This is a genomic window from Thermotoga sp. 2812B (genome assembly GCF_000789335.1).
Lineage (GTDB): Bacteria > Thermotogota > Thermotogae > Thermotogales > Thermotogaceae > Thermotoga > Thermotoga maritima.
The window spans coordinates 1,636,389-1,652,255 of sequence record NZ_CP003408.1 but is presented as its reverse complement, the minus strand read 5'-3'; the positions used below and the strand labels follow the sequence as shown (position 1 = coordinate 1,652,255).

The window sequence follows — 15,867 nt, the reverse complement described above, 5'->3', positions numbered from 1 at the left end:
GAAGGTGAAAGAGTGGTATTCTTTCTCCAGAATCTCTTCAACGGAATCATGCTCGGAGGTTTGTACGCGCTCATAGCGATTGGTTACACCATGGTTTATGGTATTCTGAGGCTCATCAATTTCGCCCATGGCGATGTTATGATGATGGGTGTCTACTTCGCCTTCTACGCTGCTACTCTTCTTTCTCTGAATCCACTTTTTTCTGCCATCGTAGCGATCCTCGGAGCAGCGCTATTGGGTTTTCTCATAGACAGAGTTGCTTACAAACCTCTGAGAAACGCTCCCAGGATTTCCGCTCTTATCACCGCTATCGGAGTTTCTTTCTTCCTTGAGAGTCTCGCTGTGGTCGTTTTTGGAGCCATTCCCAAGTCTTTTCTGAAGGTCTTCAAGGACAGGACCATACTGAACAAAGTGCTGACTGTAGCGGGAGCCAGAATACCACTCCTCACGTTCCTCGTGATCTTCATCACCGCTGTCATTCTGATAGTCCTGTTCTTCATCGTTTATAGAACGAAGATCGGTATGGCTATGAGAGCGATTTCCATGGATATTCCAACGACTGCCCTCATGGGTGTCAACGTGGACGCCGTCATCGGTTTCACGTTTGCCCTCGGTTCGGCACTCGCTGCTGCGAGTGGGATCATGTGGGCAATGAGATTTCCGAACGTACATCCTTACATGGGTTTCATGCCAGGTCTCAAGGCTTTCATTGCGGCGGTGTTTGGAGGAATAGGTTCGATCCCCGGAGCTGTTCTCGGTGGCGTTCTTCTCGGTCTCATTGAGATATTCCTCGCAGCTTATTTCCCAGCTGTTATGGGTTACCGGGATGCGTTCGCTTTCATCATCCTGATCATCATACTGCTCGTGAAACCTTCTGGACTTCTCGGTAAAAAAATCGTGGAAAAGGTGTGATGAAGATGGAGAAGAAACTATCTGCACGAACGAACTTCATTCTCACGGTTGTTTTCCTGATCTTCATGGCCCTTCTTCTCTATCTGGCCGATAGATACATGGACAGCTACAAGCTGAGAGTAGTGAGGCTCATCGCCATATACGGTATCATGGCGGTGAGTTTGAACCTGATAAACGGTATCACGGGTATCTTTTCTCTTGGACACGCCGGTTTCATCTTGATAGGTGCTTATACGGCGTCTCTTCTCACACTTTCACCAGAGCAGAAAGCGATGTCGTTCATAATAGAACCTATTGTTCCGTGGCTTGCAAACGTTCACACGGATTTTCTCACCGCCACTCTAGCAGGAGGAGCACTGGCAGCACTCTTTGCCTTTCTCATAGGGTGGCCGGTTTTGAGGCTTTCCGGTGATTACCTCGCGATAGCGTCCCTTGGGTTCGCAGAGGTGATAAGGATCATCGCTCTCAACGCCATCAGCATCACAAACGGCCCTCTCGGTCTCAAGGGAATTCCGGAATACTCAAACATCTGGTGGTGTTACGGCTGGCTATTCGTAACGGTTCTGTTCATGGCAAGCCTTGTGAACAGTAGCTACGGAAGAGCTTTGAAGGCCATCAGAGAAGACCGCATAGCAGCCGAAGCCATGGGAATAAATGTTTTTAAACATCAGCTTCTTTCTTTCGTCATAGGAGCCTTCTTTGCGGGTGTTTCTGGTTCGCTCTACGCGCACTGGCTCACCACGATAGATCCCAGAACGACCACACTCGGTCCCATGCTCACCTTCTACGTTCTCATCATGATAGTTCTGGGTGGGCTCGGCAGTATTTCCGGTTCGCTCATAGGAGCCGCTCTCTTCGCTATACTCTTCGAGTGGCTCAGGGATCTGGAAGAGCCTTTCACGTTCTTCGGCATACACGTTCCCGGTATAAAGGGAATGAGGATCCTCGTGATATCCGCTATTTTCATCCTTGTGATGATCTTCTGGCAGAGGGGTATCATGGGAAGGGAAGAACTCACCTGGAACAATCTTTACAGATGGCTCTTTGCTCGTCGCAGGGGTGGTGAAGAGAAATGACGGTCACGGATCTTTCCAAGAAACCTCTCCTCCTTCTGGATCATGTGACGATGCAGTTCGGTGGACTCGTAGCTGTGGACGATTTCACGAACGAAATCAGAGAGGGAGAACTCGTCGGTCTCATAGGACCAAACGGTGCGGGAAAGACAACCGTATTCAACGTGATAACGGGTATATACACCCCTACGAAGGGAAGAATCGTGTTCGACGATATAGATATCACAGGGTTGAGACCGTACCAGATCACACACCTTGGAATCGCAAGGACTTTCCAGAACATCAGGCTCTTTTCTGACATGACCGTCCTCGAAAATGTTCTTGTGGCTCAGCACCACGTTCTCTCCAATCCCGATGCAGACAGAATTCTTGTGAAGCATGGAAAACCGAGAAAGGGCCACGGACGTTTCTGGTTCTGGAGGGCTGTCACGAAAATCGGATACTTGAAGAAAGAAAAAGAAATGGTGGAAAAGGCCAAAGACCTCATCAAAAGGGTGGGACTCGAAAAGGTGATGTACGAGAAGGCTTCCTCGCTTCCGTATGGAGAGCAGAGAAAGCTGGAGATAGCCAGAGCCCTCGCAACGGAACCGAAACTGATCTTGCTGGACGAACCCGCCGCAGGTATGAACCCGAAGGAAACAGAGGACCTCATGGAGTTCATAAAACAGATCAGAAAGGACTTCAACCTGACGGTGCTTCTCATAGAGCACGATATGAGAGTGGTCATGGGAATTTGTGAGAGAATCATAGTGATGGACTACGGCAGAATCATAGCGGAGGGAACGCCGAAGGAGATTCAGAACGATCCACGTGTGATAGAGGCGTACCTCGGAAGGGAGTGGGAGAGTGTCTGACATCGTCCTTGAAGTCCAGTCTCTCCACGTTTACTACGGTGCGATCCACGCCATCAAGGGAATAGACCTGAAAGTCCCGAGAGGTCAGATCGTAACGCTGATCGGAGCAAACGGTGCGGGAAAAACCACAACACTCTCCGCGATAGCAGGACTCGTGAGAGCGCAGAAGGGAAAGATCATCTTCAACGGCCAGGACATAACAAACAAGCCAGCTCACGTGATAAACAGAATGGGAATAGCTCTGGTTCCCGAAGGAAGGAGAATCTTTCCGGAACTCACCGTCTATGAGAATCTCATGATGGGAGCGTACAACCGGAAGGACAAAGAAGGAATAAAACGTGACCTGGAATGGATCTTCTCGCTTTTCCCGAGGTTGAAAGAGAGACTAAAACAGCTGGGAGGTACTCTTTCCGGTGGAGAACAGCAGATGCTTGCAATCGGAAGAGCTCTGATGAGCAGACCAAAGCTTCTGATGATGGACGAACCTTCTCTGGGGCTTGCTCCCATCCTGGTCTCCGAAGTTTTCGAGGTCATCCAGAAGATCAACCAGGAGGGAACCACCATTCTCCTGGTAGAACAGAACGCCCTCGGTGCTTTGAAGGTTGCCCATTACGGTTACGTCCTCGAGACTGGACAGATCGTTCTCGAAGGAAAGGCCAGTGAGCTTCTGGACAACGAAATGGTCAGAAAGGCCTATCTCGGTGTTGCATAAAGGGGGGAAAACATGCTTGTCAAGGACTTCATGACGAGAAATCCCATCACTATCGCTCCAGAGACCTCTTTTTCTGAGGCCCTCAAACTCATGAAACAGAACAAAATCAAACGCCTCATAGTGATGAAGAATGAAAAGATCGTCGGTATCGTAACAGAAAAAGACCTTCTCTACGCATCTCCCTCCAAAGCCACGACACTCAACATCTGGGAACTCCACTACCTTCTTTCCAAGCTCAAAATCGAGGAGATCATGACAAAAGATGTCGTCACAGTGAACGAAAACACACCGATAGAAGATGCGGCAAGGATAATGGAGGAGAAAGATATAAGTGGGCTCCCCGTAGTTGACGATGCGGGACATCTTGTTGGAATCATTACACAGACTGATATCTTCAAAGTCTTCGTGGAGATATTCGGAACCAAGAGGGAAGGAACCATAAGGTACACGATGGAAATGCCAGACAAACCGGGTGAACTTCTCGAAGTGGCAAAGAGAATCTACGAAGCAGGCGGGAACATCATCTCCATCGCAACACTTTTCGAAGAAGGGAAGGATTCTTACCTTGCCACACTCAGGGTGGAAAACATCGACCATGAAAAGTTCGTGAAATCCCTCGATGAAATCGATGTGAAGCTTCTGTATTACCATTCAAACTGAATCGTTAGCCCCCTCGCTGTGAGGGGGTGTTTATGTGTTATAATTATTGTAGACTCTTTCGGTAGAAAAAGAGGGGAGGGAATATGGGTTTCGCCGTCGTAGAAGTGAGTTACTGGATGGCTCTTGGATACGGCCTCCTCGCATTTTTCAGCCCATGTGTTCTGCCCCTGATCCCCGCTTTTCTTGGCGTGCTCTTTGCCTCGAAAGGAGATTTCCTGAAGGTCATAGGTTTTTTCGTGGGAATATCTTCTCTCTTTTCAGTCATAGGAGTCCTTTTTGGACTGTTTGGAAATTTCATTCCTACTTACATACTCACATGGATTTCCGGGCTTGCTCTCGTAGTCTTTGGATTGTTTTACCTGTTCGATGTTGAACTTGTGAAGATGAAAAAGAATCCCAACGTGTGGCGCTACAAAGGGGAAGGATTCCTGAACGGTTTCTTACTCGGTGGTAGTGTGGGACTCGTGTGGATTCCCTGCTCGAGTCCTATACTGGGAAGTATCCTCGCGATAGTGGCGAGTGGAAGAGAACCGGTGAAAGGAGGGGTACTTCTTTTCCTCTACTCACTTGGTATTTCGATTCCTTTTATCCTGATGGGAGGGTTTGTTAATAAACTTTTGAACCGTGTGAGTTTCAAAAAGCCTGTGTGGATGAACGTTCTCAAAGTAGTGGGTTCTCTCTCACTCGTTCTCGTTGGAGTGCTCATTCTCACAGGAAGGTTCATCACATACTGATGGGAGGATGGTACTGTGAAAAGGTTCTTAATCATCACAATTTTGGCTTTGAGTGTGTTCTCATTGGCTCTCACTTTAGATGACGCCTACAGACTCGCGAACATCACCCGGAGAAAGCTGATCATGATGTTCTCGAGTCCAACCTGTTACTACTGTAATCTGTTCAAGAAAGAAGTACTCCCGAAAGAAGATTTCCAGGAAATTCTGATTCCAAACTTCGTCTTCGTTGAGCTTTACGCCACAGATGAAAAAACCACACTCTTTGCGAAGGAAGTTCTGGGAGAGGAATCGGTTAGCTACAGAGATCTCTTCGCTGGATTTGGTGTGAGAGGAACGCCTACGTTTTTCTTTTTTAAGGGAAAAGAAGGTCTGGGATACCTTCCTGGCTACGTGGACAAAGACAACTTCATAAAGATTCTGAAATACATCGCTCAGGAGTTGAAAGAAGACTTCCAGACCTACATGAAAAAAGACGATCCGTTCGTGGGTGAGTCGTTGATCATCGAAGTTTCCAAAGAAGACGCAGATTTCGTTCTGGAAAAGGATGAAAACGCTGTAAAAATGGATACCGTACCAAACGAAGTGAGAAGAGACAGGATATACGTGACGGATTCGCCAGATGTTGCAAAGACCCTTCAGGAAAAAGGCGCTCTCCGGGTTCTGCTCATTAAATGAAAGAGGGTGCTTCCGCACCCTCATATTTTGTATCTTGCAACGATTTCCTTGAACATTCACACATTTCCCCTGATGGCCTGTACTTTGTTCGTAACTTTTTCTGTCGAGGCACTGATTTCCTGAAGCCTTGCGTTCACTTCCCTGACATTGTTTGTGATTTCCTCTGCGTTTTTCGCGTTTTCTGTCATAGCAGTTGTGATCTTGTCCACAGCTGCTGTTTGATCTTCTGTCGCTGCTGTATTTTGAAGCATCTCATCTATTTTCTCAGCAGCTCCCGTGATGGAGTTCAGTTTTTCATCAGCTTCGTCAGCCAGTTTTGTGCTCTCTTCAACACGCGCCGTGATCTCGGAGGATACTTTCCCACGTCTTCGGCTATGCTTCTGATTTCGTTGACAACCCTTCTGACGTTCTCTGAAACCTGCTGACTTTCTTCAGCGAGTTTTCTTATTTCGTCTGCGACGACCGCAAAGCCTCTTCCCGCTTCTCCCGCTCTTGCTGCTTCTATCGCTACGTTCAGCGCGAGCAGATTCGTCTGCTCTGCTATCGCGTTGATAGTTTCAACGAAGCTTGTGATTTTTTTTCAGCTCCCTTTTGGAAACTCTCCACAACCCTTTCCACGTCTTTGGCACTGTTCGATATCATTCGATTGACTTTTATGACTTTCTTCAAAACATTTCCGGCTTCCTTTGCTAACTTTGTACTTTGGTCGGCGAAACTCGCCGCCTGCTGGGTGCTGTCTGCTATGTTTTTAGTGGCACTGCTGATCTCCTCAGATCCCGCCGTGGTTTCCTGAACCGAGGCAGAAATGGACTCCACCCTCATGGAAATGCTGTCCATTTCCTTTGAAATTCCAAGAAGCTGGTTTGTAATCTCTTCGTTTGCCTTGGAAATCTCCTCGATACTCTCGACAACTGAGAATGTCTCTGTCTGTACATCTTTGAGATTGTTTCTCAGATATTCTATGGAAGCTTTGAATTCATTTAAGAGAGTGCTTATCTCGTCTTTTCCTTTCGCTTCCTGTATGTTAATTGTGAGATCGTTGTTCCTCAAAGATCTTGACGCTTCCATAACAGGTTTCAAAAGTCTCAGACTACGAGATATCATGACGAACAGAAATACTCCACTTGCCACCGCTACGATTGGAAGAACAATGAAAAGAACGTTTCTGATGAGCTCAGAACTGTACGAAATCTCTTTGTCCAGGTTTTCCCTGGTCCTATCCAAGTTCGCTATGATATCTTCCTTCACATGTCCCACAGAACTTTGAATATGAGAGACCGCTTCTGTTTTTCCGGAAATTACCTCTGAAATGTTTTGCTTCAGAGCGTCCATGTGCTCTTTTAAAGATGGTATCTTATCGACAACTTCCTTCAATTCATTGAAAAGCAACGATACCTCCTCTATTTTCGCCGTGTTGTTCACAAACAGAGCAACTTTGGTTTCAAGTTCACCCAGTTTGTCCAGGGCTTCCACTGCGAGTTTGTACTCTTCAAACGCTTTTCTCACGTTCTGACCAGCTTTCAAGAAGACACTACCCCCCAGGAGGGCTACAAGAACTACTGCAGCTAATGTTATAGTCGATACTAGAAGTGTTTTTCCTTTTAAATTCATACTATCTATCCCTCCTTTCTTCGATTTTGAAGACAAAATGTGGGACGCCTGCTACCCTGATTTTACCAGTGATGAATCCTCCGTACGAACCTTCGGGAGTCTCTATTTTGGCTATTTCTCTTCTATCTACTTCCATGTCCCTAACTCCCGAGAGAATAAAGACAATTTCTTCGTTCGATGTATTCGATATGATGATATTTCTTTTCCTTCCCTTTAATTCGAGAATTCCTATGGTAGGATTCCACCACTTCTGCTGTGTTGTGATTGGTACTTCTACGATTTCCAACCTTGCTTTGTCATGATCCAGTGGAAATAACTTCACATCGAGTTTGTGCAAAGAATTGTATCTGGACACAAAAAGTGTCCCTCTTTCCTCGTTAAATTCAAACGTATCAGAAATAAAAACATGATATCCATCGTTTTTTCGCAGAATACCTTCATGTATCCCTTCACCTGCGATCAGTGTAGCAGGAAGTATCCTTCCTTCGAAAAGACCTAAACTCTCTTTTTTCTCCCTCAATAGATCAACGGTTAAATCTGAAAGCAAGGGATCGAAATCCTTTTCTCTAAGCCTCTCAATTTCTTTGATCACATCATCCAGAGGGATCGGATTTCTATACGATCTTGGAGAGAGCATTGCATCCAGAGTATCCGCTATCTTGAGTATCCTTCCTTCGAGTGTTATCTCTTCTCCCTTCAACCCAAGCGGATATCCACTCCCGTCGAATTTCTCGTGATGCTGAAACACCCAGAGCGCCACATCGTCCTCAATATCCCAGATCATCAGGTCTTTTACCATGTTATAGCTGTAATCCACGTGTTTTTTCATCTCCTGGTACTCCTGGAACGTTAATCTTCCTTCTTTGTTCAAGATGCGCTCATCTATATACACTTTACCTATGTCATGAAGAAGACCCGCCAGATACAGCTTCGCAAGTCTTTTTTCATCCAGACCCACTATCTTTCCGATTTCTTCCGCCCAGAAAGCCACGTTGTATATGTGGTTCAACGTGTATCTGCTGACTCTGGAAAACAGTCTGTCTATCAGTATCGCCACGGTGGTTAAAAGCTGATCCAGGACGACAGAATACTCCAGGTAGTAGTATTCGAGTCCGCGTGTTTTCAAAAAATCTTGAAGATCATTAATTATTTTCCCTGTTTTCTCTGCATCCCACTTCTTCTTTGAGGCAACGTACACAAACCCTGTGAGAAACTCTTTGAAAACAACTGGGATGTAGAGTTCCCATTGCACATCTTCCACAAGAGTAAAACGAGTTTTCTGTGGATGATTTTCGAAAGGTTTCGCACTGAACAGAAATTCTTCAATCAAGGGAGTTAAAGCAATGTTGAAAACCGTTCCAACGTTGAAAAAAACGGGATTGTCAGCCGAAGTTATCACATGAATCGCCATGTCCTGCCTGACCGCAAACAGGGCAATAATATATATTCCGTGTTTTTTTTTGATCTTCTTCAGTGTTTCTACGAAGTCACTTTTGACATTGGCTACCTGGATTGCTTCCACGTTTTCACCTCCATGCCGGCAAGATAAAACCTTTTTGGTGATGGGGATTCAAAATTTATTTTTTAATGATTAAAAGCCTATTGGATACATGTCTGTTCCAATTTAAAGTTCAGACGGTTATATGGAAGAAATGTCCAATACTTTGACAAATGTCATCATGTGTTTCAGGAAGGAATTTTTCGAAAAAACCACAGATTTACAGTTGTTGTTGTTAGAAGTATCAAGACACAGTAGTAATTATATCATTAAGTACAGTAAAATTCTCTTTGAATATTGCCATCATGTAAATGAGATAGTATTGCATGGTAGGAACCTTGATGATTGACGGAGGGAACGAACCTTCCACATAGATTGACATGCTTTACAGAACACAATCCAGAAAACACATCCCCTTCAGGGTATCGGGATAAGGTCAAAAAGCAATAATTCACAGATGGTATCATTAATAATAGCAACGATCACAAAAAAGGAGGTACGAAGAGTGGAGAAGATCAAGGTTAAAAACCCCATTGTTGAGCTTGACGGCGATGAGATGGCACGCGTGATGTGGAAGATGATCAAAGAAAAACTCATCCTTCCCTATCTCGATATCCAGCTGGTTTACTTCGATCTCGGAATAAAGAAGAGAGACGAAACAGACGATCAGATCACGATCGAAGCGGCAAAGGCCATCAAAAAGTACGGTGTCGGTGTCAAGTGCGCAACGATCACCCCGGATGCGGAAAGAGTGAAGGAATACAACCTGAAGAAAGCCTGGAAGAGTCCAAATGCCACCATCAGAGCGTATCTCGATGGAACGGTTTTCAGAAAGCCCATCATGGTGAAGAACGTGCCACCGCTAGTGAAGCGCTGGAAGAAACCAATCATCATAGGAAGGCACGCCTACGGTGACATATACAACGCTGTGGAAGCGAGAGTCGAAGGCCCAGCGGAAGTGGAACTCGTGGTGAAGAACAAAGAAAAAAAGACACTTCTTGTACACAAATTCGAAGGAAACGGTGTTATCATGGCGATGCACAACTTGGAGAAATCGATCAGAAGTTTTGCTCAGTCGTGTATAAACTACGCCATCTCTGAAAAGGTCGACATCTGGTTTGCGACGAAAGACACGATCTCTAAGGTGTACCACGCGTACTTCAAAGAGATATTCCAGGAGGAAGTCGACAAAAGAAAAGAAGAACTCGAAAAAGCCGGAGTGAACTATAGATACATGCTCATAGATGATGCGGCTGCGCAGATTTTGAGAAGTGAGGGTGGTATGCTTTGGGCCTGTATGAACTACGAAGGGGATATCATGTCCGATATGATCGCCTCAGGTTTTGGCAGTCTCGGTCTCATGACGTCGGTTCTCGTCTCCCCCGATGGGGTCTATGAGTTCGAAGCAGCCCACGGCACGGTGAGAAGACACTACTATAGGTATCTGAAAGGTGAAAAAACCTCAACGAATCCAACCGCATCGATCTTCGCGTGGACAGGTGCTATAAGGAAAAGGGGAGAACTCGACGGAACACCGGAGGTGTGTGAATTCGCAGACAAACTGGAGAAGGCTGTGATAAACACCATAGAATCCGGTGTGATCACAAAGGACCTTCAGCCTTTCACAGAACCACCGATCGACAAGTATGTCACTCTCGAAGAGTTCATAGACGAAGTGAAGAAGAATCTCGAAAAATTACTGTGAGCGGGCGTGTCCCGCTCTTTTCAATATCTCACCCTGGGATCTATCAGAGCGTTGATCACGTCGACGAGAATGCTTATCACCACCACGATCAAAGCGAAGAAAACGACCGTGCCCTGTATGGCAGGAAAGTCCCTGTACCTGATCTTCATCACAAGATAACTTCCAAGACCGGGCCATGAGAAAGTGGTTTCTGTGAGGACCGCACCTCCCAGAAGGAGTGCGAACTGCAATCCCATCATCGTGAAGATGGGTACCAGAGCGTTTTTCAGGGCGTACCTGAACAGAACCACCCTCTCCTTCAAACCGCGAGCACGAGCCGCCTTCACGAAATCCTGGGCCAGTGTTAAAACGGTGTTGTTTCTCACCATACGGACAAAGACGCTGGAGATCACAAGGCCGAGCGTGAGTCCCGGAAGTAAGAGATGTTCGAAAACGTCTTTCAGCGCTTCCCAGTTTCCTGTGAAAAGCGCATCTATCGAATAGATACCCGTTATCACTTTCAAATTCATAGTGGGTGACAATCGTCCGCCAACGGGAAGCCATCTCAAGATAACTCCGAAGATGTACTGCATCATCAAACCGAACCAGAAAACCGGAACCGCGTACATCACCATTGAAAACATCCTGGCACCTATATCAACTCCACTGTCCCTTTTGTACGCAGCGAAGCTTCCCCAGAAGATGCCTATGAGAACGGCTACGATGAAAGCGAAGAGTGTCAGCTCCAAAGTCGCGGGAAATCTCTCCTTTATTTCTTCCCAAACGGGTCTTCCCGTCAGTGTAGATTTTCCCAGGTCACCTTTGAGAAGATCTCCGATGTAATCGAAAAACTGGACGATGATAGGTTTATCGAGACCGAGTTCGTGTCTCTTTTGTTCGATGACCTCCTTCGGTGCTTTCCCTCCGAGAATAGCGAGCACCGGATCCCCGGGTATGATCCTGAGCACCAGGAATATGAGTGCCAGAAGGATGAATATCATGGGGGCAGCGAGGAGAATTCTTGTTATCACGTAGTTTTTAAGAGACATCACGGCACCTCCGAAAGCCGCCCCGGGAAGGGGCGGCGGAGTTCACTCTTCCCAGTAGAGTATGTAGTATCTGAATATCTGTGTGGGTTCAAGCAGAATTCCTTTCACCTGTTTTTTCGCTGCACAGGTTGCAACTCCCTGCCAGAGCGGTATGTAAGGAACATCCCTTGCAAGAATCTCCTGGACTTTGTAGTAGATCTCTGTTCTCTTTTCCAGATCGGTGAGTTTTCTCGCTTCTATCATCAGGTTTTCTACCTCAGGATTCGAGTAGAAGCTACCGAGGGATTTCGCACCACTCTCACTGAGGAACGGCCAGACGTAGTCATCCGGATCAAGGTAATCGGGGTACCATCCAAGGAGGAAGAGACCCATCGTTCCGTTCAGGAAGTACTCCACGTAGGTGGACCACTCCGCATACTTCAGGTTCACTTTTATGACACCGGTTTCTTCGAACGACTCTTTCAGCACCTGAGCGACATCCGCTTCTGTCGTTCCGTAGTGTGAAGGTGTGTACCACAGGTCTATCACGAGGGGATTGTTCTCATCGTAGCCAGCTTCCTTGAGGAGCGCTCTTGCCTTTTCTAGGTCTCTTTCAGGGAAAACATCCTTGTGTCCCCACATGCCTTCCGGGATCATCGAGTACAGTGGTTTTGCAAGTCCCACGAACACATCTTCAACTATGACATCTCTGTTCACCGAATAGGCGAGTGCCTGTCTCACCTTCACGTTGTCGAACGGGGGTTGTGTGACGTTGATCACCAGATATCTGATCTGTGGACTGTTACCTTTGTAAACGACGATGTCTTCTCTTCCCTCGAGATCGATAACATCTCTGGGGTCGAGATGTCTGTAAGCGACATCGATTTCTCCCGTCTCGAGTGCCAATCTGAGTGTGGAAGCGTTCTCATAGAAATTGATCACGATGGTCTTTGTCTTTGGTTTTTCACCGAAGTAGTTCGGATTCGCTTCGAGAACGATTCTCACATCTCTGATCCATTCCTTGACCCTGTATGGACCAGAAGCTGACGGGATACCTTCGTAGAAGGAATCAGCTGGATAAACCTTCGGATTCACCGGATACGCAACGGTGTAACCGAGGACGGAAACGAACGCAGAGAATGGATACTTCAGAGTTACACGGAAGGTGTAGTCGTCCACCACTTCTGTTTTTTCGACGACATCAGAGAGTAAGAATGCCGGATCTCCATTCAGTTTCATCACCCTGTCGAAAGAGTACTTGAAGACGTGTGCATCGATGGGTGTTCCATCCTCGAACTTTGCATCCTTTCTCAGATAGAACGTGTAAACCGTTCCTGTTTCATCGACTTCCCATCTCTCTGCCAGAACGGGCTTGAGAACGCTGGTTCCTATTTCGTAATCAACCAGTCCAACCATGACGTTTTGAAGGATGTTTGAAGAAAAGTAATCGTAACAGTTGGCAGGATCGAGAGTTCTGATTTTGTCCGTTGTACCCACCACGATGATGTCTTTTGCCGCGAAGGAGAGCGTTACTGTTAAGATCAGAAACAACCAGACTAACTTTTTCATACCCACTACCTCCCTTCAGTTGTAAAGATGACATGCCACCTTATGATTTTCCTCCACAGCCTTGAGTTGAGGTTCTTCTTTCATACAGATATCCATTCTGTAAGGGCAGCGCGGGTGGAATCTACAACCAGATGGCACGTCTATCGGGTTTGGTGTTTCTCCCTCAGGGATGAACTTCTTTTTCTTCTTGAGAGAAGGTTCCGGTACGGCGGATATAAGAGCCTGTGTGTAAGGATGCTTTGGATTGAGGTATATGTCCTCAAAATCACCGATCTCCACAATCTTTCCGAGGTACATCACCGCGATTTCGTCGCAGACGTATTTGGTCGTAGCGAGGTCGTGTGTGATGAAGAGCATGGTGAGGTTGAATTCCTTTCTGAGTTCCTGAAGGAGCCTCAACAACTGCGATCTCACGGAAACATCGAGCATAGCCACCGCTTCATCTGCCACCACCAGACGGGGTTTCAAAATCAAAGCACGGGCAATGACAACTCTTTGCCTCTGGCCACCGGAAAGCTCCCTCGGATACCTTCTGTAGATATCCTTCGCGGGCTCCAGATTCACTCTCCTCAACATCTCAAGCACCATCTCTTTTCTCGACGATCTGTCTCCGATTCCGTGAATTTCAAGGGCGTGTTCTATGGCTTTTCCCACCCTCATATATGGATTCAGAGAGGCCATTGGATCTTGAAAGATGATCTGCATTTCTTTTCTCAGCTTCCTCATTTCTTCTTTTGAGAGTTTTGTGATATCTCTACCATCAAAAATGATTTTGCCATCGGTGGGTTCTTCAAGTCTCAGAATGACTCTTCCCGTTGTGGTTTTTCCGGATCCCGACTCCCCCACCAGCCCCAGACTCTTTCCTTCATCAATCTGAAAATTCACACCATCCACCGCTTTCACAAACTTCCTGGGTTTTCTCAAAAGCACATCTATCGGTCCCTGTTTCACAGGGAAATACTTTTTAAGGTTCTGCACTTCAATCAGTGCCATTTTGATCTCCTCCGTAAAGCCAACATTTCACGCGCGTTCCATCTATTTCGAACTCCGGTGGTTCTTTCTCCCAGCAAATTTTCATTGCCTTCTCACATCTTGGAGCGAACCTGCAACCTTCAGGGGGATTCGAAAGATCAGGAGGAGAGCCTGGAATGTATCTCAGTTCTTTATCGTTCACGTCCGTGTTCGGAATAGACCTCAGAAGACCAACGGTGTATGGATGAAGAGGATTGGTGAATATCCTCTCTTTCGATGCGAGTTCCACGAGGTGCCCTGCGTACATCACCCCTATTCTGTCTGCGGCTTCCGCGACCAGTCCCATATCGTGGGTGATCAGAATCATGGCGGTTCTGTGCTCTTTCGTCAACTTCTCAAGCAGTTCCATTATCTGAGCCTGAACTATCACATCCAGAGATGTAGTGGGTTCATCGGCGATCAAAACAGCGGGATTGAGAACTATGGAGAGGGCGATCATCACCCTCTGTCTCATTCCACCGCTGAACTGAAACGGGTAATCCTTCAGTCTGTTCCTGTTTATCCCGACATCTTCTAAGGCCTTCGCTGCAAGTTCTCTGGCGTCCTCCTTACTCAGTTCGGGTCTGTGGGTGAGGATCATCTCTACAAAATGATCCTCTATCCTGAGAATCGGATTGAGCGACGTCATCGGATCCTGGAAAATCATCGCAACTTTTGAACCTCTTATCTGTCTCATTTCCTCGTCCGAAAGAGATGAAATATCTATTCCTTCAATTTTTATACTCCCATCAATCTTTGTTCCTTTTGGAAGAAGCCGCATTATGGAAAAACCGAGGGTAGACTTTCCACAGCCGGATTCACCGACGAGACCCAGGGTTTCTCCTTTCTCCAGGTGAAAGGAGACGTTTTCGACGGCGTTCACAGTTTTTTCTCCAGTTTTGTATCTCACGCTCACGTTTTTCAGTTCGAGCACCTTCATTTGCTTCTCTCCCCGATATTCGGATTGAGAATTTCGCTCAATCCTTCACTGAACATGGAAAAACCAAGAACGGAAGTGATGATTGCAAGGCCGGGGAACAACACTCCCCACCAGGCTCTACTCAGGATGAACCTCTGGCCGTTGCTGAGGTCGAATCCCCAGTCCGGAGTGGGAGGAGCTATTCCAAGTCCAAGAAAACTGAGTCCCGCTTCCGTCATGATCGCATCAGCGAGGTTCATTGAGAGAACCACCACTATCGATGGGAAAACGTTGGGAAGCACGTATTTGACCAAGATTTCCCAATCTTTCGCACCGAGCGCCCTTGCCGCTTCCACGTAGAGTTCGTTTTTCACACTCGTGACCTGGTTTCTCACCACTCTGAAATATGTGGGCGCATAAACGACGGCGATTGAAACGGCTATGTTCATCATTCCGGGTCCCAAAACTGCCGCAACTGCTATGGCAAGAATCAAACCCGGGAAAGAGTAAACGGCGTCCATCACAAGAGTTAAAACGCGATCGAAGATACCTCCAACGTAACCAGAGATCAAACCGAGGGGAATACCTATCGCAGACGCTATAACAACAGCGAGAAACGCCACCATCAGGGCAATTCTCGAACCATAGATCACCCTGCTGAAGATATCCCTTCCAAGGTTGTCGGTGCCGAATAAATGCTTTTCCGAAGGAGGTTGCAAAGATCTTCCCACCCGTACGGTGGGATCGTAGGGAGCAAGAACTGGGGCGAAAATGGCCAAAAAGATGTAAAACAAAAGAATGATCATTCCGACGAAAGCCAAAACACCTGTTCTTCGTCTGAATAGTTTGAAGACCGGTCTGAAGATTCTCTCAGAGACCACAACCTTCGACCTCGCTTCTCTTTTTTCATAATAATACCACATACAG

Annotated in this window: 15 protein-coding genes and 1 pseudogene; 8 read left to right on the top strand and 8 right to left on the bottom strand. The window is 46.7% G+C overall.

The window, feature by feature from the left end; translation table 11 throughout:
* The first annotated feature begins 12 nt into the window (after positions 1-12).
* The 7 genes from T2812B_RS08490 (at position 13) to T2812B_RS08460 (ending at position 5,620) form a co-directional block, all read left to right on the top strand.
* Positions 13-912, top strand: a complete 900-nt coding sequence (locus T2812B_RS08490; RefSeq protein ID WP_004080271.1) for a branched-chain amino acid ABC transporter permease — start codon at positions 13-15, stop codon at positions 910-912.
* Entirely contained in the window at positions 912-1,988 is a 1,077-nt protein-coding gene (locus T2812B_RS08485) for a branched-chain amino acid ABC transporter permease (RefSeq protein WP_008195619.1), read from the top strand. The genes T2812B_RS08490 and T2812B_RS08485 overlap by 1 nt, the downstream gene beginning before the upstream one ends.
* Positions 1,985-2,839: an ABC transporter ATP-binding protein gene (locus T2812B_RS08480; protein ID WP_008195616.1), complete on the top strand. Its 855-nt coding sequence runs from the start codon at positions 1,985-1,987 to the stop codon at positions 2,837-2,839. The genes T2812B_RS08485 and T2812B_RS08480 overlap by 4 nt, the downstream gene beginning before the upstream one ends.
* A complete protein-coding gene (locus T2812B_RS08475) occupies positions 2,832-3,551 on the top strand; it encodes an ABC transporter ATP-binding protein (RefSeq protein WP_004080267.1) in 720 nt (239 codons plus the stop codon). Before T2812B_RS08480 ends, T2812B_RS08475 begins: the two co-directional genes overlap by 8 nt.
* A 12-nt stretch (positions 3,552-3,563) precedes the next feature.
* Entirely contained in the window at positions 3,564-4,211 is a 648-nt protein-coding gene (locus tag T2812B_RS08470) for a CBS and ACT domain-containing protein (RefSeq protein ID WP_008195614.1), read from the top strand.
* Between the two features lie 83 nt (positions 4,212-4,294).
* Positions 4,295-4,945: a cytochrome c biogenesis CcdA family protein gene (locus T2812B_RS08465; protein ID WP_008195612.1), complete on the top strand. Its 651-nt coding sequence runs from the start codon at positions 4,295-4,297 to the stop codon at positions 4,943-4,945.
* A gap of 15 nt (positions 4,946-4,960) precedes the next feature.
* Positions 4,961-5,620 carry a thioredoxin fold domain-containing protein gene (locus T2812B_RS08460; RefSeq protein WP_008195610.1) on the top strand — a complete coding sequence of 220 codons (660 nt, stop codon included), beginning with the start codon at positions 4,961-4,963 and terminating at the stop codon, positions 5,618-5,620.
* 56 nt (positions 5,621-5,676) lie between these two features.
* Here the strand turns inward: T2812B_RS08460 and T2812B_RS09905 are convergent, their stop codons facing one another.
* From T2812B_RS09905 to T2812B_RS08445, 3 genes and pseudogenes are all read right to left on the bottom strand, one after another.
* Positions 5,677-5,871, bottom strand: coding sequence for a hypothetical protein (locus T2812B_RS09905; protein ID WP_231556576.1), 195 nt, complete (start codon positions 5,869-5,871; stop codon positions 5,677-5,679).
* Between the two features lie 163 nt (positions 5,872-6,034).
* Positions 6,035-7,231: pseudogene (locus T2812B_RS08455) on the bottom strand (methyl-accepting chemotaxis protein); the annotation flags it as partial.
* Between the two features lies 1 nt (position 7,232).
* Positions 7,233-8,753, bottom strand: coding sequence for an HD-GYP domain-containing protein (locus T2812B_RS08445; RefSeq protein ID WP_081981551.1), 1,521 nt, complete (start codon positions 8,751-8,753; stop codon positions 7,233-7,235).
* 481 nt (positions 8,754-9,234) lie between these two features.
* Between T2812B_RS08445 and T2812B_RS08440 the strand changes: the two genes are divergently transcribed.
* Positions 9,235-10,434, top strand: coding sequence for an NADP-dependent isocitrate dehydrogenase (locus T2812B_RS08440; protein ID WP_008195606.1), 1,200 nt, complete (start codon positions 9,235-9,237; stop codon positions 10,432-10,434).
* A 20-nt stretch (positions 10,435-10,454) separates the two neighbouring features.
* Here T2812B_RS08440 and T2812B_RS08435 read toward each other — a convergent pair whose 3' ends face one another.
* From T2812B_RS08435 to T2812B_RS08415, 5 genes are read right to left on the bottom strand one after another with little or no spacing between them, the layout of a single operon-like run.
* Positions 10,455-11,462: an ABC transporter permease gene (locus tag T2812B_RS08435; RefSeq protein WP_004080232.1), complete on the bottom strand. Its 1,008-nt coding sequence runs from the start codon at positions 11,460-11,462 to the stop codon at positions 10,455-10,457.
* 42 nt (positions 11,463-11,504) lie between these two features.
* Positions 11,505-13,010, bottom strand: a complete 1,506-nt coding sequence (locus T2812B_RS08430) for an ABC transporter substrate-binding protein (RefSeq protein ID WP_004080231.1) — start codon at positions 13,008-13,010, stop codon at positions 11,505-11,507.
* Positions 13,011-13,025: 15 nt separating this feature from the next.
* Positions 13,026-14,003 (bottom strand): ABC transporter ATP-binding protein, encoded by a 978-nt coding sequence (locus tag T2812B_RS08425; RefSeq protein ID WP_008195603.1) that lies wholly within the window; start codon positions 14,001-14,003, stop codon positions 13,026-13,028.
* Positions 13,990-14,961 (bottom strand): ABC transporter ATP-binding protein, encoded by a 972-nt coding sequence (locus T2812B_RS08420; protein WP_004080229.1) that lies wholly within the window; start codon positions 14,959-14,961, stop codon positions 13,990-13,992. Before T2812B_RS08420 ends, T2812B_RS08425 begins: the two co-directional genes overlap by 14 nt.
* Positions 14,958-15,863: an ABC transporter permease gene (locus T2812B_RS08415; RefSeq protein WP_010865273.1), complete on the bottom strand. Its 906-nt coding sequence runs from the start codon at positions 15,861-15,863 to the stop codon at positions 14,958-14,960. The genes T2812B_RS08420 and T2812B_RS08415 overlap by 4 nt, the downstream gene beginning before the upstream one ends.
* Positions 15,864-15,867 lie beyond the last annotated feature (4 nt).